This is a genomic window from Catellatospora vulcania (assembly GCF_009720385.1).
In the GTDB taxonomy this organism is placed as follows: Bacteria; Actinomycetota; Actinomycetes; order Mycobacteriales; family Micromonosporaceae; genus Catellatospora; species Catellatospora vulcania.
This window is the reverse complement of the sequence record NZ_ML769301.1, coordinates 834,981-855,359: the sequence shown is the minus strand read 5'-3', so window position 1 is coordinate 855,359 and position 20,379 is coordinate 834,981. Positions and strand designations below refer to the sequence as shown.

19 protein-coding genes and 1 pseudogene are annotated in these 20,379 nt (G+C 71.7%); 6 read left to right on the top strand and 14 right to left on the bottom strand.

The genetic code is table 11. The annotated features are described in order from the left end of the window. Positions 1-12: 12 nt before the first annotated feature. Positions 13-423: pseudogene (locus tag F6W97_RS40455) on the top strand (ASCH domain-containing protein); the annotation flags it as partial. Continuing rightward, on the top strand, positions 415-1,110 hold the full coding sequence (locus F6W97_RS40450; protein WP_230686406.1) for a maleylpyruvate isomerase N-terminal domain-containing protein: 696 nt from the start codon (positions 415-417) through the stop codon (positions 1,108-1,110). The pseudogene F6W97_RS40455 and the gene F6W97_RS40450, both read left to right, overlap by 9 nt. Positions 1,111-1,358: 248 nt before the next feature. Here F6W97_RS40450 and F6W97_RS03810 read toward each other — a convergent pair whose 3' ends face one another. The 4 genes from F6W97_RS03810 to F6W97_RS03795 form a co-directional block, all read right to left on the bottom strand. Then, entirely contained in the window at positions 1,359-2,507 is a 1,149-nt protein-coding gene (locus F6W97_RS03810) for a lytic polysaccharide monooxygenase (RefSeq protein WP_155368665.1), read from the bottom strand. A gap of 234 nt (positions 2,508-2,741) precedes the next feature. Next, a complete protein-coding gene (locus F6W97_RS03805; protein ID WP_155368664.1) occupies positions 2,742-3,314 on the bottom strand; it encodes a hypothetical protein in 573 nt (190 codons plus the stop codon). A 263-nt stretch (positions 3,315-3,577) separates the two neighbouring features. Further along, a complete protein-coding gene (locus F6W97_RS03800; RefSeq protein ID WP_155368663.1) occupies positions 3,578-4,792 on the bottom strand; it encodes a cytochrome P450 in 1,215 nt (404 codons plus the stop codon). A gap of 175 nt (positions 4,793-4,967) precedes the next feature. After that, positions 4,968-6,113: a cytochrome P450 gene (locus F6W97_RS03795; protein WP_155368662.1), complete on the bottom strand. Its 1,146-nt coding sequence runs from the start codon at positions 6,111-6,113 to the stop codon at positions 4,968-4,970. Positions 6,114-6,535: 422 nt separating this feature from the next. On the opposite strand from F6W97_RS03795, the gene F6W97_RS03790 reads away from it, so the two are divergent. The 3 genes from F6W97_RS03790 to F6W97_RS03780 all read left to right on the top strand — a co-directional run bounded on the left by F6W97_RS03790 (position 6,536) and on the right by F6W97_RS03780 (position 8,160). Next, positions 6,536-7,246, top strand: coding sequence for a formylglycine-generating enzyme family protein (locus tag F6W97_RS03790; RefSeq protein WP_230686384.1), 711 nt, complete (start codon positions 6,536-6,538; stop codon positions 7,244-7,246). A 73-nt stretch (positions 7,247-7,319) separates the two neighbouring features. Continuing rightward, positions 7,320-7,724, top strand: a complete 405-nt coding sequence (locus F6W97_RS03785) for a DUF4180 domain-containing protein (protein ID WP_230686383.1) — start codon at positions 7,320-7,322, stop codon at positions 7,722-7,724. Positions 7,725-7,728: 4 nt separating this feature from the next. After that, positions 7,729-8,160: a helix-turn-helix domain-containing protein gene (locus F6W97_RS03780; protein WP_155368661.1), complete on the top strand. Its 432-nt coding sequence runs from the start codon at positions 7,729-7,731 to the stop codon at positions 8,158-8,160. 7 nt (positions 8,161-8,167) lie between these two features. On the opposite strand, the gene F6W97_RS03775 is transcribed toward F6W97_RS03780, so the two are convergent. Both F6W97_RS03775 and F6W97_RS03770 read right to left on the bottom strand, forming a co-directional pair. Continuing rightward, positions 8,168-9,124 carry an XRE family transcriptional regulator gene (locus tag F6W97_RS03775; protein ID WP_155368660.1) on the bottom strand — a complete coding sequence of 319 codons (957 nt, stop codon included), beginning with the start codon at positions 9,122-9,124 and terminating at the stop codon, positions 8,168-8,170. Between the two features lie 13 nt (positions 9,125-9,137). Next, complete coding sequence (locus F6W97_RS03770) at positions 9,138-10,628, bottom strand: peptide MFS transporter (protein WP_155368659.1); 1,491 nt, start codon at positions 10,626-10,628, stop codon at positions 9,138-9,140. Between the two features lie 184 nt (positions 10,629-10,812). Here F6W97_RS03770 and F6W97_RS03765 point away from each other — a divergent pair, with 184 nt between their 5' ends. Next, positions 10,813-11,151: an RNA polymerase-binding protein RbpA gene (locus tag F6W97_RS03765; RefSeq protein WP_155368658.1), complete on the top strand. Its 339-nt coding sequence runs from the start codon at positions 10,813-10,815 to the stop codon at positions 11,149-11,151. 47 nt (positions 11,152-11,198) lie between these two features. Here the strand turns inward: F6W97_RS03765 and F6W97_RS03760 are convergent, their stop codons facing one another. The 8 genes from F6W97_RS03760 to F6W97_RS03725 form a co-directional block, all read right to left on the bottom strand. Then, positions 11,199-11,717 carry an FxsA family protein gene (locus F6W97_RS03760; protein WP_155368657.1) on the bottom strand — a complete coding sequence of 173 codons (519 nt, stop codon included), beginning with the start codon at positions 11,715-11,717 and terminating at the stop codon, positions 11,199-11,201. A gap of 34 nt (positions 11,718-11,751) precedes the next feature. Next, the gene (locus tag F6W97_RS03755; RefSeq protein ID WP_230686382.1) at positions 11,752-12,537 is read right to left on the bottom strand and encodes a polyprenol monophosphomannose synthase; all 786 of its coding nucleotides are present in this window, start codon (positions 12,535-12,537) and stop codon (positions 11,752-11,754) included. A gap of 14 nt (positions 12,538-12,551) precedes the next feature. Beyond that, the gene (gene lnt, locus F6W97_RS03750; RefSeq protein WP_155368832.1) at positions 12,552-14,156 is read right to left on the bottom strand and encodes an apolipoprotein N-acyltransferase; all 1,605 of its coding nucleotides are present in this window, start codon (positions 14,154-14,156) and stop codon (positions 12,552-12,554) included. A gap of 636 nt (positions 14,157-14,792) precedes the next feature. Next, positions 14,793-16,127 carry a glutamate mutase L gene (locus F6W97_RS03745; protein ID WP_155368656.1) on the bottom strand — a complete coding sequence of 445 codons (1,335 nt, stop codon included), beginning with the start codon at positions 16,125-16,127 and terminating at the stop codon, positions 14,793-14,795. After that, a complete protein-coding gene (gene kal, locus F6W97_RS03740; RefSeq protein ID WP_155368655.1) occupies positions 16,124-16,504 on the bottom strand; it encodes a 3-aminobutyryl-CoA ammonia lyase in 381 nt (126 codons plus the stop codon). Before kal ends, F6W97_RS03745 begins: the two co-directional genes overlap by 4 nt. Beyond that, the gene (gene kamE, locus F6W97_RS03735) at positions 16,501-17,262 is read right to left on the bottom strand and encodes a lysine 5,6-aminomutase subunit beta (RefSeq protein ID WP_269059661.1); all 762 of its coding nucleotides are present in this window, start codon (positions 17,260-17,262) and stop codon (positions 16,501-16,503) included. The genes kal and kamE overlap by 4 nt, the downstream gene beginning before the upstream one ends. Then, positions 17,259-18,848: a lysine 5,6-aminomutase subunit alpha gene (gene kamD / locus F6W97_RS03730; protein ID WP_155368654.1), complete on the bottom strand. Its 1,590-nt coding sequence runs from the start codon at positions 18,846-18,848 to the stop codon at positions 17,259-17,261. Before kamD ends, kamE begins: the two co-directional genes overlap by 4 nt. Next, complete coding sequence (locus tag F6W97_RS03725; protein ID WP_155368653.1) at positions 18,835-20,379, bottom strand: amidohydrolase; 1,545 nt, start codon at positions 20,377-20,379, stop codon at positions 18,835-18,837. Before F6W97_RS03725 ends, kamD begins: the two co-directional genes overlap by 14 nt.

Genomic DNA, 20,379 nt, shown 5'->3' with positions numbered 1-20,379 from the left:
TAGGCTGGCGGCGTGGTCTATGACGCGCTGAGTGATTACGAGCTGGGATTTCCGGGGCCGCTGCGGGACAAGCTGGTGGCCGCCGTGCTGGACGGGCGCAAGACGTCCTCGACGGGGCTGCTGCTCGGGTACGAGTTCGACGCCGAGCCGCTGCCGGTGCCCGGACAGCGCTCGACGCTGATCGACTCCGACGGGCAGCCGGTCGCGATTCTGGAGGTCACCGAGGTGCGGCAGGTGCCGCTGGGGGAGATCGACCTCGCGCACGCGATCGACGAGGGCGAGGGCCACCACTCGGTCGCCGAGTGGCGTGCCGGGCACGAAGGCTTCTGGCACTCGGCCGAGATGCGCGGCTACCTGGGGCAGCCGGACTTCACCGTCGACGACGGCACGGTCGCGGTCGCCGAACGGTTCCGGGTGGCGTCACTGGTCCCGGACGCGGCCGTCGTCGGCGCGGCGGTCGCCGCCGAGTCGGCCGCGCTGGTCGCGGCACTGCGGGCGGCCCCGGTCGCGGACCTGGACCGGCCCACGTGCTGTCCGCCGTGGACGGTGCGCGGCGAGTTCGCCCACGCCGCGATCGCGCTGTCGCGCACCCTGGAGATGCTCGACGCACCGGCGCCGCCGGGGCCGCCGATCGACGCGGCGCGCTACTACTCCCCCGACGAGCGGTTCAGCCCGCCTGCCGACCGGCAGCGGGTGGACACCGCGCAGGAGTTCGCCGAGCAGCGCACCCCGGCGGTGCTGATCGACTGGTTCGAGCAGCTGGCCGCGCAGGTGGTGGCCCGGGTCGCCGGCACGCCGGGATCGCGGCTGGTCACCACGCGCCACGGCGACCCGATGCGGCTCACCGACTTCCAGGTCACCCGGGTGGTCGAGCTGGCCGTACACGGGCTGGACCTGGCCGACGCCCTCGGCGTCGCGCCGTGGCTCACCCCGCAGGCCGCCGGGGTCGTCGAAGGCCTGCTGTTCGGGCTGTCCGCGCCGCGGGCGGCCCGGGAACCGGGCGTGGACCGTGCCGCGTTACTGCGCCGCGCCACCGGGCGGACGGCTCTGTCGGCCGCCGAGCACACCCGGCTGCAGAAGCTGGGCATCACCTGGCTGACGTTGGGCTGACCTGACTCCATCACCGTCACTTCCCGGACGATGTGGGCCGGTTACTCCGGGCCGGCGCCTGTTCACCGGTCTGACGATCCCGGGAACCCGATCGCCCAGCTCGCGCTCGACGTCTTGCACCACGACGCCCGTACCGGCGCCGGCCCAGATCGAGAAGCAGACTCGGCGCGCGCACCATCTCGGTCAGCTCCACATGAAGGGCGGGTGCCCCTCTGATCAAGGGGCACCCGCCGTCCTACCACTGGTGGTTACGGACTGGAGCACGTGAGACTTGGCGGGGAGTTGCTTCCCGACCAGTTCCCGAGGAAGCCGAGCGATCTTGTACCGCTGGGAGCGATGGTCGCGTTGTGGGAGGCGTTGCGGAACGTCACCACGCTGCCGCTCTGGCTATAGGTGCTGTCCCACGACTGCGTGACCGTTTGCCCATTGGCGTATGTCGCTCTGACGGTCCAGCCGTTGACGGTGGTGCTGGAACTGTTGTTTCGCACCGTGATCGCGCCTTGGAATCCGTTGTTCCATTGGCCGACCTGCGAGTACGTCGCCGAACACGCTCCGCCGGGCGGAGGGGACGACGGCGGCGGGCTCGAGGGAGGCGGGCTCGACGGAGGCGGCGAACTCGGCGGTGGGTTCGACGGAGGCGGCGAGCTCGGCGGTGGCTGCGTCTGGTCGGGACCGACGCCGGTCACCTGGCCGTTGCCCCCGTCGAAGGTGATGTCGGAGCAGCTGAAGAAGTTCTCGTTGCTGTCCGAACGCACCCACCGGATGTACAGGACCGCCCGGCCGCTGCGGCCGGTCGGCAACTGGGCGTTCCAGTAGTAGTAGTTCAGCGCACCGGGTCCGCCGTTGGACGGCGGGTTGGTGACGCTCGAGAACTCCTGAAGGTCACTCCAGGCCAGCGGCGAACTGGGATTCCAGCCCTGACGGGTGATGGCCAGGTGGAACGTGCCCGGGTGGTGTGCCCAGTTACTGTGCCGGAACTGAATATTGGCCCCGGAGGTGAGGTGGGTCAACGGCCAGTCCGTGCGAGTCGCGTTGTAGGCGGTGAAGTTGTACGGCCCGCCGGACCCGCCGCTGCACAGCTGCCCGTCCGGGATGAAGCCGACTGTGCGGCCCCCGGCATCGGAGCGCAGCACCGCGAACCAGTTGTACAACGGTGTGGTGCCGCTCGGATCGGATGCGGTCTTGCTTCCCTCGATCGCGGCAGCACATGCCGGGTTGTAGGCGGCGATCGACCCGTTGGGCCGAAGCGCATCCTGATAGCACAGCCAGGTGCGGCTGCCTGGGAACATCGTTACGCCGTGGGCCTGCGCCGGAGAAGTATTGATCACTGCGAAGCCGACGCTCGCCGTGAACACCACTGCGGCCAAGCTTGCCAGGAGCTGGCGTCTGCGATTCACCCTGTCGTCCTTTCCTCTTTGACGGAGAGGCCGACGCCTGCCGAAGAACAAGGCGCACAGGAACATCGGCCTGCAGGGAGTTGCCGACGCATGCCATGCACCTCGGCGCACACGAAATCGACCTATGTGCGCCCGTTGCTCGGCTCCCGACCGGTCTGAAGAATCAGACACCCGCAGCTTGACATGACATCGCTCCCATGACAATGCCGCGCATCGATTTCCAGAGTCCAGCGACTACGCGGCCGCCTGTTCGTAGCGCGTACGCAGGCCGGCCAACCGGCCCCATTCGACGAATCTGGCGGCTGCCTTCTGCTCCAGTTCGTCGGGGATCATCGCCCACACGCGATCCGGATCCACGCCGGACTTCGCCGTCTGGACCGCCGGTGGATCGGTCAGTGTGATGACCGCTGGACCCGAGCTGCGGCTCGCATAGTCCCACGGGGTGCCGGGCTTGACCACCGCGCAGAAGTAGACGGCATAGATGCGCTCGACGTCCTCGATACGGTCGGCGGTCGACGGTTCCGTTCCGAACGGCTCGGCGGCGCACAGGACCTTGCCCCCGTGGTCCACAGCGTGCCCGCTGGGCTCGTAGAGCTCCAGCTCGGCCGGTGAGAGCTGTTCCAGCGCCGTTTGCGCCCGGGCGGCCAGTTGGTCCGGCAGGGGGTTGGGCTGCGCGGCGAGCAGACCGGCGAGAATCCCGACCGCGACCAGCTCAGGCAGGAGCCACCAACCTTGGCGTCGCAGAAAGAGCACGAGGCCATGCTCGCATTGATGGACGGCACTGTGCAATGGAGCGGCAAAGGGCACGGGGCTGACTCATCCACCAGCCGCGACAGCTCGACTTCGCCGGGAGGCGACCGCGGCCAGGAGGAGGCGTCCGGGCTGACCGGACGGCCACCCGGCGGCCGAACGTCCTGGTCGGCAGCGCAGCACTCGGCCTCGTGCGCCCGCTCTGTGGGCAGCGGACCCAGTGGCGCAAGCCGACGCGGCCACCGGCAAGCGGCCGCCCCAGCTGCCAGCAGCCCGGCACGACCTCTGAAGCACCTACGGCCGCACATGTCTGCCCGCCGTCAACGCCTTGGCGTGACCGTGCCGCGTAGATGGGCAGGTACGGCGACTGCGCGCAACGCGACGAACGGCACCGGGCCCGGAGTCGGCTCGATGCACAGCTCGGTGGTGACCAGGCGACAGAACGCCAGCAGCTGGATGAGGCCGAGCCCGGCCCCGACGCACGACTTCGGCGCGAGTCCGAAAGGGACGTAGGCGCCACCCGTCGACGGCCGACCGCCTGACCCCGGCAGCCAGCGGTCTGGGTCGAACTCGTCGGGTCGCTCCCAACGCCGCGCGTCGTGGTGCATCAGGTACGGGCTGACCAGGTACCGCTGCCCCACCGCGAGTGACAGCTCACCGACCGACACGGGGGTGCGGACCTGGCGAAGTAAAAGCAGCGGCGGGCTCCACATCCGCAGAGTCTCCTTGACGAAGCGCGACGTCAACGGCGCGGTGGTGGGCTGGTGCAGCGCGCCTGGCTCGAGCTCCGCGAGCTCCGCCGCGATGCGCTCGGCCCAGTCCGGGTTCTGCCGCAACGCAAGGCACAGGCAAGCGGCCACCGCACCCGGCGGCCCCGCGATCGCGGTCAGCAGCGCTGTCACGGCGTCGACCGCGCGACCGTAGCCGAGCACGGGCAGCAGGTCGACCAGCGGGTCGGCCAGGTCCGGACGCCGGGGACGGCGGCCGCTTGCCCGTTCGCGGAGCTCGGCGCGGACGGTCACACCCGCGGCGACCTCGGCCCAGGCCGTTCGCGCCCGGGCCGCGCGGCCGGGCGAGGTCGGCGGCGCGGACAGCTGGGTGAAGCCGATACGGACGTCACGTCGCAAGCGTTTGTGCGCGCGTTGGCCGAGGCCGCCCACGACGGTGGGCAGCAGCGCGAAGGTGCAGACCTCATGGGCGAAGTCGACCAGGTCGACGTCGTGGCCGGACCGCGCGCGGGCAAGATCGGCCATGCGCCGGTAGAGGGCGGCGACCTCGTCCGGGCCGCACAGCCGCCGCAGCACCGGCTGCCAGGCCGCGCGGATGCGCGACCAGGGCGCCGGGCCGCTTCGCCCCGCCAGCAGATCACCGAGCGGATCGCCCACATCCTGGTCGGCGAAGTTGGCGCGGTTGACGGCGGTGGCGAGGTCGGGGTCGAGGATGGCGACGGTTGTGGCGTCGACGTCGAAGACGTCACCCTCGGCGGCGTGGCGGCGGTGTAGCTGGTCGACCAGCCCGGACTCCTCCGGCGGCATCGTGCCTTCCTCACGGTGCGGTCGTGGACGGCGCACCAGGGGACGCGCCGTCCACGAGACTTCCTTCAGATGTGGTGGTAGAGAACCCACATGGTGGACGAACCATCGTGGGCGTGGCGGCGCTTTCGCAGGTGCAGGTGCAGTTTGATTGACTGGAACAGCCGACGCACAACAATCACCTCCTCTCACGGCGACGCGGGACAAGTCGGATGCGGTGCGGCGGCGGTGCCAGCGCCGGACCGACCTGCGGCTGGCGGCCGTCATCGCAGACGGTGACGGCGTATGCGGCGAGCAGTTGTGCCAGGACGTCGGCCACCAGCCCCGTGGCCACGGCGGCGCCGGTGCAGGCGTGGGTGCCCCAGCCGAAGGGCAGGAAGGCGCCGGGTACGCCGCCACGCCAGCGGTCCGGGCGGAAGTCATCCGGATCGGACCAGTGCCCGGGATGGCGCTGTACCAGGTAGGCGCACACATGGACGGTCTGGCCGGCTTCGACCCGTGCCGGCCCGAGGTCGTGCGCTCGCGCGGCGGGGCGGCCGAACAGCCAGGCGACTGGCCAGAGCCGCAAAGTTTCGCGCACCAGCGCCGACGGCGGCGCGTCGGCCTGGTCTGGATGGTGGCCGACCAGGTACAGCGCCCACGACAGCAGGAACCCGGTGGATCCGACGGTGGCGAACAGCAGGCTCAGGAAGACCTCGACGGCCTGGATCGGGTCGTAGTCCTCGGGCAGGGCCAGCGCCACGACGTCCAGTAGGTCGGTGGCGACGCGGGCCGGACGCCGGCGCCGCCGGGCTGTCTCGGCGGCCAGCGCCGCGTACGCCCGGTGCCGCAGCAGCGCCCGACGCAGTCGCCCGCGCCGGGCTCGCGCTCCCGCGAGGACCGCGTGCGTGACGACGTCGGCGACCACGGCGCGCACCGACGGGTCGGTGCCGGGACCGAGCAGCACGGGGCCGAGATGCTCGTGCAGGAGCCGGTTCGCGGCGTCGGGCATCACGGCTTCGGGTGCCAGGTGTACGCCGGCCAGCCGCGGCAGGTCGGCCGCGTGCGTTGTCAGGTATGCCGCCAGTAGGTCCCGTGCCTCGCGCGCGATCTGCTGCTGCAGCTCGCGGGGGCCCAGAAAGCCGGTCGCGGTGGCAAAGAAGTCGGAGTGCTCGGTGAAGTCGGCGCCGACGTTGGCGAGCACTGCCTTGGCCAGCACCGGGTCGGCGATGTGCAGACCCACCCCGGACACGATGAACGTATCTCCGATGCGGCGGTGCAGCTCGGTCAGCAGCGGCAGCAGTTCCGGGCCGGCCGGCGGGGCGCTGCGGGTGGTGTGCGGCATTCAACCTCCGGGGCCCGCAGCCGACGACCCGTCCATCGGAGCACAATAATCAATCTCCGTCAATGCGTGGCAACGAGTCGGCCTCCTGCTCGATCCGCCGAGGGCACGCGCCGGTGCCCCTGCGCGGCCGCCTAGCGGGGCTGTGACCGCGGTGGCGTCGGCTACGCAGGCGGACACCCGTTGGCGCGAACGGCCAGACTTGATCGACAGGCTCGGCCACCCGGTGCTTGCGCTTCCCCGCAGGAGGCGACGCCGTAGCCGCGCCACGCTCCCCCACCGCACCGAGACGAGATCTCCGCGCGTGGCGACGCTGCGGTTGTGCGGAAGGCCCTCGCCTTCCCTGCATTCCCACAATTCGCCTCACGAGGGTAATTTAGGGAGTGATACGCTACTAGTCGGCACTCAAATGAGAAGGGCGAGGAGTGTTAAGGAATACAACGCCGTCCGAGGCTCTCGTCGGCGACCTGATCCACATCCACGCGGGGCAGGTGGAGCTGCGCGATGAGGGCACCAGGCGGACCTGGTGGGCCGATGTCGCGCCATTCCGGCTTGCGGCGCACCCGGTGACCCAGGAGCTGTACGCGGCGCTCCGCGGGTGGCTGCCGCACAGCGAGGCCAACCCGACCGGCGGCCCGCAGGCGCGGGTGCCCGTGGTCGACGTGTCGTGGCTGGACGCCGTCCGGTTCTGCAACGAGCTTTCGGCGGCCACCGGGCGCGCGCCGTGTTACTCCCTCGGCGACGACCCGGACGGGCAGGATGTGACCTGGGACCGGCGGGCCGACGGATACCGGCTGCCGACGGAGGCCGAGTGGGAGTACGCCTGCCGCGCCGGGACCGCCGGCGAGCGCTACGGCGACCTCGATACGACCGCCTGGCACCGGGCCAACTCCGGCGGCGCCGCTCGTGAGGTCGCGACCAGGCAGCCGAACGGGTGGGGCCTGCACGACATGATCGGCAACGTGTGGGAGTGGTGCTGGGACGTCTACGACCCGCGCGTCTACGGCCCGTACCGCGTCTTCCGCGGCGGCGGCTGGCAGGACCTGCCGCGCGGGTTGCGGGCGTCGTGCCGCCGCCGCAGCCATCCCGCGTTCCACATCGACGACCTGGGCTTCCGCGTCGCGCGCTCACCATGACCGACCCGGTCACGCCGGACCTCGACGACCCTGCCGCCACGGCGGCCCACCGACCCCGACCACGGAGACGAGCATGTCCACCGTCCCCACCGCTCCCGACCGGCTCCTGACCTACGACGGCGGTACCATGCTCGTCCGCGACGGCGACGGCCTCCCGATCGCCTCGACGCAGGACGCGCTGGACCTGATCGGGGCCACCTACGGCCGCGCCGACACCGTGGCGGTGGCCGCGGAGGTGTTCGCCGACGGCTTCTTCACCCTCGGCACCGGCCTGGCCGGCGAGATCATGCAGAAGTTCGTCAACTACCGGCTCAGGTTCGTCGTCGTGGGCGACGTCTCGGCGCACCTGGCCCGCAGCAGCGCGCTGCGCGCGTTCGTGCGCGAATCCAACCGGGGACGGCACATCTGGTTCACCGCGGACCTCGACGAACTCGTGCGCCGCCTGAGCGGGGCGCAGGCCGCGGCCGGGAAGGAGTGACCCGATGTCGGAGCTGTACTCGGTCGAGCAGGTCGCCGAACGCCTTGGCCTGCATGTGAAGACCGTGCGCAACTACGTGCGCGAGGGCCGGCTCAAGGCGGTGCGCATCGGCAGGCAGTACCGCATCAGCAGCGCGGACCTCGCGGAGCTGACCGGCGGGACGGTGCCCGCCACCGCGCGCGAGCAGGCCCGGCGGACCCGCCACGTCGAGGTGTCCAGCGTCGTCTCCATCGACGCGATCTCCCGCACGGACGTCGACCGGCTGACCACGCTGGTCACCACCGCGGTCGGCGGGCGCCGCGACGACGATGACGGACCGGTCCGCGTGCAGGCGGTCTACGACGAGGAGCGCGCCCGGCTGCGCCTCATCCTGCTCGGCGGCGCGGCCACCACCGCCGAGCTCCTGCGCCTGATCGACGCCCTGCTGGAGTCCTGACCACAGGTCAACTGGCCAGGGCCGAGGCGGGGCGCTGGGCGAACCATTCGATCTGTTCACGCAGGTCGCGGGCTTCGGGCACGTCGGCGAAGCGGGAGTCGCGCAGGGCGTCGCCGACGCGGGCCACCCCGGCCATGACCTCGGCGGTGCGGCGGGGCAGGTCCAGTCGCAGCACCGGGCTGAGCGTGTCCCGGGCCGCAGCCGTGTCGCCGGCCCATACCCGGGTCAGTGCCAGCACGCAGCGCGCGCCCGCCTCGTCGCCGAAGGACCGCTGCTCCGGCGTGGCCGCGGCGTACAGGGCGATCGAGCGGGTGGCCTCGTGCACCGCGCGTTCCTGCTGTCCGGGCAGGCAGGCGTACGCGTCGGCGGCATAGTGGTGCTGGCGGGCCGGGGCGAACAGGAAGATCCCGCCGATCGCGTCGAGGTCGTCGTGGACATGGTGCTCGCGCATGTCGTCGGCGCGTACCAGGGCCAGCCGGGCGGGTTCGGCCGCGCCGAGCCGGGCCAGCGCCCGTGCCTGCGAGCTGGCCAGCCACGACGACACGGACCCGGTCTGCTCGGCGGCGATCCGCGCGCCGCAGTCGGCGAACGCGGCGGCCTCCTGCGGCCGTCCGGCAGAGTACGCCAGCAGGCTCTGCAGTCCCCGGCTCCACGCGCGCAGGCCGGTGTGGCCGATGTTGTCGGCGCACACGTAGCCCATCCGGGCCAGCGACATCGCCTGGTGCCCGCGGTCGAGGTCGTGGTGGGCCTTGGCGAGCATGGCCGCCACGAGGGCCGCCAGCAGGTAGAGGTCGTGCACGTGGTCAGGCACCGGGTCGTTCTCCAGCCGGCTGAAGACGCGTTCCTGGGTCTCCAGCAGCGGGCCGAACAGCTCGGTCACCGGGTCGCACAGGCACCGCCCGGCCAGGGCCGAGACCTCGTCACGCAGCTGCTCGACGGTGATGTTCGCGGCAAGGATGGTCATCGGAAGTCGCCTCTCAGTGCACGCCGGACATCAGGTCGCCGATCCGGCGGGCGCCGAACCAGAAGCAGACGCCCACGAGAATGGCGAGCACGCCCAGGCTGCCGTAGTACGCGGCGTCGGACAGCTTGGCGCTCAGCGGCGTCACCCAGGTGTTGAGGGCGTTGCCGGCCGCGGTGGCCAGGAACCACAGGCCCATCACCTGGCTGGCGTAGCGCAGCGGGGCGAGTTTGGTGGTGACGGACAGGCCGACCGGGGACAGCAGCAGCTCGGCGCAGGTCTGGATGAGGTACACCAGCACGATCCACCACGGCGAGATCAGGCCGCGCGCGGCGAGCGCCCCTGCGGTGCCCATCACCAGGAACGACAGGCCGATGCCGAGCAGTGCCAGGGAGAACTTGACCGGCGTGCCGGGCTGGCGGCGGTCCAGCTTGGTCCACATCCACGCGAACACGGGCGCGAGCAGCAGGATCAGCACCGGATTGACCGACTGGAACCAGGCCGTGGGGATCTCGAAGCTGCCCACCTGCCGGTCGACCTTCTCGTTGGTGAACAGGTTCACCAGGCTGCCCGCCTGGTCGTAGATCATCCAGAACAACGCCGCCCCGATGAAAATCCACACGTACGCGCTTACCCGGGAGCGCTCCTGGTGGGTCAGGGTCCGGTCGCGGAACATCATGACGAAGTACAGGGCGGGCACGGCCAGCGCCAGGACGGTGAGCGCGTTCTTGACGTGGTCGGCGTTGAAGGTGCCCGCCGCGATGTCGATCGCCAGCAGCACCGCCACGACGGCCACCACGATCGCGGAGATCTTCAGGATCTTGTTGCGTTCGTGGGTCTGCAGCGGCTTGTGCGCCTTGAGGCCGACGCCCTCCAGCCGGCGGTAGCCCACCAGGTACTGGATCACCGCGATGGTCATGCCGACCGCGGCGATGCCGAACGCCACATGCCAGTCCTGCCTGGCCGCGAAGATGCCGGTCAGCAGCGGGGCGAAGAAGGCGCCCAGGTTGATGCCGAGGTAGAACAGCGTGAAGCCGGCGTCACGGCGGGACTCGTGCATCTCCGGGTGCTTGTCGTAGAGCTCGCCGACCATGGCCGAGATGTTGGGCTTGAGCAGGCCGGTGCCGAGCACGATGAGCACGAGGCCGAGGTAGAACATGGACCTGGCGGAGAACGCCAGCGCGTAGTGGCCCAGCGCGATGATGACGCCGCCCCACAGCACGCTGCGGCGGGTGCCGAGGATCCGGTCGGCGATCCAGCCGCCGGGCAGGGCCGTGAAGTAGACCATCGAGACGTAGATGGAGTACAGCGAGGCGGCGGCGACGTCGTCCATGCCGAAGCCGCCGTCGGTCAGCTCCGCGGCCAGGAACAGGGTGAGGATGGCCCGCATGCCGTAGTAGCTGAACCGCTCCCACATCTCGGTGAGGAACAGCACGACCAGGCCACCGGGGTGGCCCAGCCAGGTTTTGACCGGTTTGCCCGATGCCGGCACCGCCGTGGTGGCCATCGTGTTACCCCCGGATGTGATGTACCCCGCAAAAAAGGTCCAATCGGACGGTATCGCAACGCTAGGGCACACATGAGACGCTCTGCGGAATCGGCGGAGGCAGCGGCGTGGGTCACGGCGGGGAATCGTCGGGGCGTCCAGGTCGTTGCATCACCCGGAAGCAATACGACTGTGAGGAGCCGACATGGGCGATCGGATGTTGCGGGGAAGCCGACTGGGGGCCGTGAGCTACGAGTCTGAGCGCAACACCGAACTCGCGCCCCGTCAGATGCGCGAGTTCCTCTGTGCCCAGGGCCACCGATTCGAGGTGCCGTTCGCCGTCGAGGCAGAGGTGCCGGGGACCTGGGAGTGCAAGTTCGACGGGAGCGTGGCGCGCCTGGTCGACGGCACCGAGCCCGAGCAGAAGAAGGTCAAGCCGCCGCGTACGCACTGGGACATGCTGCTGGAGCGGCGTTCCATGGCGGAGCTCGACGAGATCCTCAACGAGCGCCTGGCCGACGTGCGTACCCGACGCGGCCGCTGAACACACACGAAGGCGCCCTCCCGAGCCGGGAGGGCGCCTTCGTGCTGTCAGTCGACGATCTCGCCCTCGATGACCTCGGTCGGCCCTGCGGGACGGCCCGCCGCGGGCGGCGGTGACTGGTGCGGCTGGTGGTGCGGGTCGTGCGGCGTGCTGACCCGCACCCGCTTGGGCCCGAACACGCTGTTCGCGGCCGAGGCCGGGATGCGCTTCTCGGTCGCGGCGCGCACCCGCCCGCGGGCGAGCCGTCGCACCGGTGGGATCAGCAGCAGCAGCCCGACGGCCGCGGTGAGCAGCCCGGGGATGACCAGCAGTAGGGCCGCGATCAGCCCGACCACGCCGTCCACGGCCTGGTCGCCGCGGGCCTGCCCGGCTTGGCGCGCGTCGCGCAGCCGCCGCCAGGCCGACAGCCCCTCCTTGCGCAGCAGCAGCACGCCCAGCAGCATCAGGCCGACAGCGATCAGCAGCGTGAAGCCGATGCCGATCACCCGGCTGACGCCCCAGAAGACGACGAACTCCACCACGCCGAGCAGCAGCACGGCCAGCGGCACCCACCGCAGTCTGCGCATCCGGTCACCTCCAGCCGGTCCGGCCGGCACGGGATCACGGCCAGCGGTCACTCGGCTTGAACATACGCCGCACGCGCTCGCGGCGGGACTGGGCACCCCACACGGTGACCTTCCACAGCGCCTCCTTGATGATGGAGCCGCTCATCTTGGACACGCCGTGCTCGCGCTCGGCGAACGTGATCGGCACCTCCACGATGCGGAAGCCGTGCGAGTGCGTACGGTAGGTCAGCTCGACCTGGAAGCTGTAGCCGCGCGAGGTCACCGTCTCGACGTCGATCTTGCGCAGCACGGGCAGCCGGTAGGCGCGGTAGCCGCCGGTGGCGTCCTTGACGCCCATGCCCATGACGACCCGGGTGTAGAAGTTCGCGCCGCGCGACAGGATGAGCCGGCGCACCGGCCAGTTGACGACCTTGCCGCCGCGCACCCAGCGTGAGCCGATCACCGCGTCCGCGCCGCGCAGCGCGTCGAGCAGCCGGGGCAGCTCCTCCGGGGCGTGCGAGCCGTCGGCGTCCATCTCGACCACGGCGTCGTAGCCGTGCTCGTGGGCCCAGTCGAAGCCCGCGATGTACGCCGCGCCCAGGCCCTGCTTGCCGGGCCGGTGCAGCACCTTGATGTGGTCGTCGGCGGCGGCCATCTCGTCGGCGATGGCGCCGGTGCCGTCGGGGCTGTTGTCGTCGGCGATCAGGATGTCGACGTCGGGCGTGGCCCGGCGCACCCGGGGCACGATCAGGCGGACGTTCTCCGACTCGTTGTACGTCGGGATGATCACCAGTACCCGGCCCACGCCGGGATACCCGATCTCCGCCTCGTTGCCGCTCACCGGGACCTCCACATTTATGCCGATCCTGCCTGTCCAGTGTCCTCCACCGGGGTGGCCCGACGCCTGCGCGCCACGCCCGCGGTGATCAGCAGCGCCACGGCGGCCAGCGTCAGCAGGTACTCCGGCCACGGGCCGAGGTCCGTCGCCGGCGTGGTGCCGGAGCCGAGGCGCAGGTCGCGCACGATCACCGCGTCGGTGTTGAAACCAGTAGCATCATGCACATTTCCGTCGGCAGTTACAAATCCGGACACACCGACAGTCGAGGCCATCAGGCTGTCCCGGCCGTGCTCGACGGCCCGCAGCCGCACCATGGCCATCTGCTGCATCGCCTCGGACTCGTCGAACGTCGCGTTGTTCGTCTGCACCGCGAGCAGCTGCGCACCCGCCCGGACCGTGTCGCGCACGACGTCGTCGTAGGCGACCTCGAAGCAGATCACGTCGCCGACCTTCGCGGGGCCGAGGGTGAGCACGCCGGGCGCGGTGCCCGCGACGAAGTCGGTACGCAGCAGCTTGGCCTGGTTGGTGATGGCCTGCGCGATCGGCTCGACGATCGGGCGCAGCGGCAGGTACTCCGCGAACGGCACCGGGTGCTGCTTGAGGTACATCTGCTCCGGCTTCGCCCCGGGCGCGAGGTCGGTCGGCCAGACCAGGCCCGCGTTGCGCGACTGGCCCTGCTCCGGGCCGGACAGCACCGCCCCGACCAGGATCGGCGCGCCGATGGCCCGCGCGGCGGTGTTGATCGCCTCGGCGGCGCTCGGGTTGCGCAGCGGGTCTATGTCGGAGGCGTTCTCCGGCCACACGACCAGGTCGGGCTGCGGGGCCTGCCCGGTGCGGACCTTCTCGGCCAGCGCGGTGGTCGCGGCGACGTGGTTGTTGAGCACGGCCTGGCGCTGGGCGTTGAAGTCCAGGCCCAGGCGCGGCACGTTGCCCTGCACGACCGCGACGGTGACCGCCGGGCCGCTGGGGGTGGTGGCAGGCAGGACCAGGCCGAGCAGGGTCACCGCGAGCGCCCCGGCGGTCGCGGCCGCGGCGCGGGCCCAGGCCCGGGTGGCGATCAGCTCCCCGATGGCGTACGCCAGCAGCCCGCCGGCCGCCGCGACGCCGAAGGTGACCAGCGGCGCGCCGCCGTACCCGGCCAGGGCCAGGGTCGGGGCGTCGGCCTGGCTGAACGCGAGCCGTCCCCACGGGAAGCCGCCGAACGGGGCACGGTCGCGCAGCGCCTCCTGGGCGACCCACAGCAGCGCGATCCCGACCGGCCACACCCACGGCCTGCGCCGGGCGAGGGGGCTGAGCCAGGCCAGCGCCATGCCCAGCAGGCCGAGGTAGGTGGCCTGGAACAGGGTGAGCAGGATCCACGGGACGTAGCCGACGTGCAGGTTCGTCCAGGCCAGCAGCGGCCCGAAGAACAGCGCGCCGGTGAGGAGGCCGAGTCCGAATCCGGCGCGCAGCCGCCGCCCGCGGACCGCGACGGCCAGCAGCGCCACCCCGACCGGCGCGGCCCACCAGAGGCCGTACAGCGGGAACGCGACCAGCAGCGCCAGCCCGGCGGCGGCCGCCAGGGCCAGGGCCACGGGCAGTCGCAGCGGCGCGTGTCCGCCGGAGGGCACGCCACCGGACACGCCGTCCGGGCCGGTCTGGCCGTCCGCCGGAGCGAGGGTCTGCACAGTCACCACGTCACCAATCTTTCGCCGCCCGGGGCGCGCAGGAACACCACCCGCGCCAAGATCAGCGGCCGGGTGCCGCTGCAAAGGCTACACAGCGCCCCCGCGCGTCCTCACGCGCTTCCACCACCCCACACCCGCGCCCGACGGGCGCACAGCGCAGCGGCCGTGCAGTTTCGGGGAAACTGCACGTTGAAGTGCGGGGATAACGCCACTTTCCCCGAAACTGCAGCCCGCTCGGCGAAGCTCGCGGGTTTCGGGGGCTCGCGGGTTTCGGGGGCTCGCGCGGCAGGGGCGGCGGGTGCGGGTGGTAAAGGCCGGGGCGCGGCCGGTAAGGCCGCGCCCCGCACTCCCAACTCCTACGGCGTCAGCGTTCGACCTTCGGGCCGATCGGCGTCCGGTGCCTGAACCGGGGCCGATCGTTTTCTACTGATCGGTGCTGCCGCCTGCCGCGCCCGCGCCGCCGGATCGGCGACGCCCGCCGGGGAACGGCGGCAGGCACGGTGGAGGACCTCACGACGGTACCGGCGCTGCCTCGCACGGTCAATTTCACGATGTGGTCACCCACCGTGACGAGCGCCGCATTCCGTTACGTCAGCCCAGCTCAGCCGCGAGCAGCGCCGCCGCGGCGTCCGGATGTTCCACCGAGAGAAGTCCCGCGGCGGCCAGAATGTAGGACGTGTCGACAGCCGTTCGGGGGGCACGCGGCAGCGGCCAGCCGCCCGCGGTGTCGCCGAGGCCCGCGCCGAGCACGGCCTGGGCGACCTGGGGCGGGCTGTGCCGCAGTACGCCGCCGGAGCCGATCGCGGTGCGCACCGCGCGCAGGTCACGCCCGCCGCGGCGGGGGCCGCCGGCCACCACGGCCTCGCCGCGGGCGTGGCGGCGCAGCGCCACGGTGACCGCGAGTTCGGCCAGCCGCTGGTCGACGGCCCGTTCGGTGCCGTCGTCGGCGACGTAGCCAGGATGTTCGGCGCGGGCCGCCGCGGCGAGTTCCAGGACCTGGGCCTCGTCCGGCCCGATGATCTTCTCCAGGGCGGCGGCGGACACGACACCGGGCGCGGACCAGCGCATGCCGAGGTCGCCCTCGACGGTGCGGGCCGCCCACATCACCCCGGCGACCTCGTCGCGTACCCCGGCGAGCTGCTCGGCGTCGGGGGTGAGCACCGAGTACACGTCGGTGGTGGCCCCGCCGACGTCGACGACCAGCAGGTCCTCCCCCGCGCGGGCGGCCAGCAGCTCGACGCCGGACAGCACCGCGTCCGGGGTCGCGGCCCGCACGAGCGAGGCGAACCGCGGCCCGCGGGACAGCTTCTTGCCGCCGATGACGTGCTGCAGGAACACCTGCCGGATCGCGGCACGCGCCGGGCCCGGGTCGAGCACGCCGATGGCGGGCAGCACGTTGTCGACCGCCACGACCGGCACGCCCGCGCCGGAGAGCAGCTCGGCGAGCTGCTCTCGGCAGTCGGCGTTGCCGGCGAGCACGGTCGGGATGCGCCAGCGAGCGTTGGCCAGCCGGGTCGCGTTGTGGGTGATCGTCTCGGTGTCGCCGCCGTCGGTGCCGCCGACCAGCAGCACCACGTCCGGACGGGCGGCGCGCAGTTCGGCGAGCCCGGCCCGGTCGAGGCGGCCCGCGGCGACGTGCACGACGCGCGACCCCGCCGACAGCCCGACCCGGTGTCCGGCCTGCGCCGTCACCAGGCGCTCGTAGCCGACGACCGCCAGCCGCAGGCCGCCGCCGGCCGACGAGCACACCAGCAGCCCGTCCGGGGCCCGTCCGGTCGCCGCCACGGCCGCGTCGAGACCGTGCAGCACGTCGGTGCCGACGGTGGTGCGGTGCGAGCCGGTGGCGACCAGTTCACCGCTGCCGGTGTCGACCAGGGCCGCCTTGGTGAACGTCGACCCGACGTCGACACAGCACAGCAGGCTCACTTGGGCGGGACCACCACGGTGCCGGTGGCCGTCACCGCGGTGACCGGCGGGTCGAGGACCTCGGCGGCCGACTCGGAACGGTCCGGCCGTCCCCGGCACACGACCCGCGCTTCGAAGTCGATGGTGCGGCTGCGGGTGCCCATCCGGGCCACCGTCGCGACGATCTCCAGCACGTCCCCGGCCCGCATCGGGGCCTTGAACTGCACGTCGGAGTACGAGGCGAACAGGCCTTCGTCGCCGTCGAGCTGGATGCACACCTCGGTCGCGACGTCGCCGAACGCGGCCAGGGCGTACGCCCCGTCGACGAGGTTGCCCGCGTAGTGGGCGTGGCTGTACGGCACGTACTTCCGGTGCGTGACCGTGAATCCGACGCTCATGCCGCCACTGCCTTCTTCCGCTCGGCCTTCTCGGTGATCAGCGCGTGGACCAGGTAGCTGGCCACCTCGCGCGGGGTGGTGCCGCGGCCGAAGATCCGGTCCACGCCGAGCTCGTCGGTCATCAGCTCGTCGAAGCGCGGGCCGCCGACGATCAGCAGCGGCCGCTTGTCGGCGGGCAGCGCCTCGCGGAACGCCGCCGACATCTCGCGGGTGTTGTGCAGGTGCGCGTCGCGCTGGGTGACGACCTGCGAGACCAGCACCGCGTCGGCCTTCTCCGCCTTCGCGGCGGCGACCAGCTCGGGCACCGTGATCTGCGCGCCCAGGTTGACGACTTTCAGCTCGCGGTAGTACTCCAGGCCCTTCTCGCCGGCGATGCCCTTGAGGTTGAGGATCGCGTCGATGCCGACGGTGTGCGCGTCGGTGCCGATGCACGCCCCGACCACGGACAGCTTGCGGCGCATCTTCTGCTTGACGACCGTGTTGACCTCTTTCGCGGTCAGCAGCGGGAAGTCGCGCTCGACGACCACGACCTTGTCGAGTTCGACCAGGTGCCGGACGCTGCCGTAGATGACGAAGAAGGTGAACCCGTCGCCCATCTGCTTGGCGTGGACCAGCATCGCCGGCTCCAGGCCCATCTTCGCGGCGAGCTGGAGCGCGGCGCCTTCGGCCTTCTTGTCGTGCGGCAGCGGCAGGGTGAAGCTGACCTGGGTCATGCCGTCGCCGGTGGTGTCGCCGTACGGGCGGACGACCGTCTTCACTGCTGCTCCTCCTTGGCCGGGGCCTCCAGGATCTCGGTGGCCGGGTTGTAGTAGCCGTCGTCGTGCTTGGCGACGCCGTCCAGGCCCTTGCCGCGGTGCGCGGGCCGCTTCATGATCCCGAACGTGCCGTCGGCGATCGCGTTGAGCAGGGTGTCGTCCTCGATCTTCTCCAGCAGGTCGATGGCCTCGTCGAGGACCTGGTGGGCGCGGCGCTGGATGAAGCCGTCCGGGGCGGGCACGAAGTCCTCGTGCAGGTTGCCGGCCGCGCCGAGCACGTAGCGCACGTTCTGCAGGGCGATGTCGCGGTCGGACAGCCAGGGCGTGACGACGGCCTCGGTCATCATGCCGACGAGCAGGATGCCCTGCCCGGTCAGCGCGCCGACCAGGTTGAAGAACCCGTCGAGCAGGTTGCCGCGGAACACGTCGCCGGTCATGTGCTTGGTCGGCGGCATCCACTTGAGCGGCGCGTCCGGGAACAGCTCCCGGGCCAGCAGCGCGTGGGCCAGTTCGAGGCGGAACGACTCCGGCAGCTCCGGATTGATCTCGAACGCGTGCCCCAGCCCGAGCTGCCAGTCCGCGAGCCCGGCCTCGTGCGCGAAGTACTCGTTGAGCAGCTGCGACACGGTGACGGTGTGCGCGGCCTCGACCGCGTCGGCGGTGGTGAGGTAGTTGTCCTCGCCGGTGTTGATGATGATCCCGGCGCGGGCGTGGATCTGGCGGGAGAACCGCTGGTCCACGAACGTGCGGATCGGGTTGATGTCGCGGAACAGGATGCCGTACATGGAGTCGTTGAGCATCATGTCCAGGCGCTGCAGCCCGGCCAGGGTGGCGATCTCGGGCATGCACAGGCCGGAGGCGTAGTTGGTCAGCCGGACGTAGCGGCCCAGCTCCCTGCTGGACTCGTCCAGCGCGGCCCGCATGAGCCGGAAGTTCTCCTGCGTGGCGTACGTGCCCGCGAAGCCCTCCCGGGTCGCGCCCTCGGGCACGTAGTCCAGCAGCGACTGCCCGGTGGAGCGGATCACCGCGATGACGTCGGCCCCCGCGCGGGCCGCGGCCTGCGCCTGCGGGATGTCCTCGTAGATGTCGCCGGTGGCCACGATCAGGTAGATCCAGGGGCGCTGCTTCGGGTCGCCGTACCGCTTGATCATCTTGTCGCGGTCGGCGCGGTTGCGGTCGATCTGCTTGATCCCGGCGGCGACCTGGCGGCGGGAGGCCTTCTTCGCCGCGGTGACGGCCTTGCCGGTGGGCAGGTCGAAGCGCACCGAGCCGGACGCGGCCTTCTGCGCCAGCAGCGTCAGCTCCGCCGGGGTCGGCTCCAGGCCGTGCTCGGCGAGGGCGTGGAACACCGGCAGCGCCACGCCGTGGCCGAGGCCGACGTCGTTGCGCACCGCGTCCACCAGGCGGTTCACCCACGGGATGCCGTCGGGGTCGGCGCCGGTGACCCCGGCCAGCCGCAGCACCGCCCGCTCCACCGAGACGGTGGTGTGCGACTGCGCCATGTCCACCACGGGCCGCCCGGCCTTGGCGGCCAGCGCCCGGGCCCGGTGCACCAGCGCCGGGTCGAGACCGAGTTTATTGCTGCTCATAGATCGTTTCTCCACGCAGGACGGTACGGACACAGACCGGCAGCTCGTCGTGCTGCTCAAGACTGGGAAGGGTGCCGGACAACCCGGCCGGGGTACGCCACACCGCGAACGTCGCCGCGGCGCCGGGCACGAGCACGCCCTCGGCATCCTTGTGCACCGCCCGCCAGCCGCCGCGGGTGTGCGCCGCGAACGCCGACTTCGCGCTCATCCGCTGATGGGTGTTGAAGTGCTGCATCGCGGCCCGGACGCTGCCCCACGGGTCCAGCGGCGTCACCGGGCTGTCCGACCCGAACGCCAGCGCCACGCCCGTGTTGTGCATCTGACCCATCGGGTTCGACGCCAGACTGCGGGCCACGCCGAGCCGCTGGGCGTACATCTGGTGCTCGCCGCCCCACAGGCGGTCGAACGCCGGCTGCATCGAGGCGACGATGCCGTACTCCACGAACGCGGCGATCAGCCGCTTGTCCATGATCTCGGCGTGCTCGACCCGGTGCCGGGCGTCGCGGAGCGCGTCGGTGCCCAGCACCTCGTCTGCGGCCGCGAACCCGGCCACCACCGTCGAGATGGCCGCGTCGCCGATGGCGTGGAAGCCGCCCTGCATGCGGTGCCGGTGGCAGTCGATCAGGTGATCGCGCACCTGCTCGGCGGTCACGTACCCGTGCCCGCAGCCGCGCTCGCCGTCGAGGTAGTCCTCGCCGAGGTGGGCTGTGCGCGAACCGAGCGCGCCGTCGGCGTACAGGTCGCCGCCCGCGCCGACCGCACCCAGCTCCCGGGCCTTGGCCGCGCCCATCAGCTCGCCCCAGAACCCGTACACCTCCGGCAGACCCTGCCCGGACAGGCGCAGCAGCTCAGTGAAGTCGTCCTCGCTGGACGTGCCGGGCCCGCCGCACTCGTGCACCGCCGCGATGCCCAGCGATGCGGCGTGGCGCAGCATCCGCATCTGCGCGTCGCGCCGCTGCACGATGGTGATCTGCCCGAACGCGGCCGCCCGCACCACGTGGTGCGCGTCGCGGCGCACCCAGCCCGATTCGTCGTAGCCGGGGGCCTCGACGGCCATGGCCAGCAGGTCGGAGGAGACCAGCGCGGAGTGGATCGACGCCTGGGACAGGTACACGCTGCGCCCGCCCGCGGCCCGGTCCAGCTCGGCCGCGGTCGGCGGGGTCTGCGCGGCGCCCCAGGTGCTCTCGTCGAAGCCGTGCCCGAGCACGACGGCCTCCGGGCCCATCCCGGAGGCGAACTCGGCGACGGCCTTGAGCAGCTCCGTCGCGCTGCGTACCGAGGACAGGTCCAGCCCGGCCAGGGCCAGGCCGGTGTCGGTGGCGTGCACGTGCGCGTCGACGAACGCCGGGGTGACCAGGGCCCCGCCCAGGTCGACCCGCAGGTCGGCGGTGGGGGCGTCGGCGAGCGGCCCGAGCCACACGAGGTGCTGGCCGCGGGTGAGCAGTGCCGTGGCGCCCGGGTCGGCGGGGCTGCGGACGACGGCGTTGTGCCAGAGCGTGGTGCGCTCGGCCGGCAAGGCGGAGATCTGCAT

Excerpts from the sequence above, each read along its gene's own strand:
- F6W97_RS03795 (WP_155368662.1), bottom strand. The coding sequence starts at position 6,113 with ATGCCGCACACCACCCGCAGCGCCCCGCCGGCCGGCCCGGAACTGCTG.
- F6W97_RS03780 (WP_155368661.1), top strand. The coding sequence starts at position 7,729 with ATGTCGGAGCTGTACTCGGTCGAGCAGGTCGCCGAACGCCTTGGCCTG.
- F6W97_RS03765 (WP_155368658.1), top strand. The coding sequence starts at position 10,813 with ATGGGCGATCGGATGTTGCGGGGAAGCCGACTGGGGGCCGTGAGCTAC.
- F6W97_RS03760 (WP_155368657.1), bottom strand. The coding sequence starts at position 11,717 with ATGCGCAGACTGCGGTGGGTGCCGCTGGCCGTGCTGCTGCTCGGCGTG.
- kal (WP_155368655.1), bottom strand. The coding sequence starts at position 16,504 with ATGAGCGTCGGATTCACGGTCACGCACCGGAAGTACGTGCCGTACAGC.
- F6W97_RS03800 (WP_155368663.1), bottom strand. The coding sequence starts at position 4,792 with ATGCCGCCGGAGGAGTCCGGGCTGGTCGACCAGCTACACCGCCGCCAC.
- F6W97_RS03725 (WP_155368653.1), bottom strand. The coding sequence starts at position 20,379 with ATGCAGATCTCCGCCTTGCCGGCCGAGCGCACCACGCTCTGGCACAAC.
- F6W97_RS03770 (WP_155368659.1), bottom strand. The coding sequence starts at position 10,628 with ATGGCCACCACGGCGGTGCCGGCATCGGGCAAACCGGTCAAAACCTGG.
- F6W97_RS03775 (WP_155368660.1), bottom strand. The coding sequence starts at position 9,124 with ATGACCATCCTTGCCGCGAACATCACCGTCGAGCAGCTGCGTGACGAG.
- F6W97_RS03785 (WP_230686383.1), top strand. The coding sequence starts at position 7,320 with ATGTCCACCGTCCCCACCGCTCCCGACCGGCTCCTGACCTACGACGGC.
- kamD (WP_155368654.1), bottom strand. The coding sequence starts at position 18,848 with ATGAGCAGCAATAAACTCGGTCTCGACCCGGCGCTGGTGCACCGGGCC.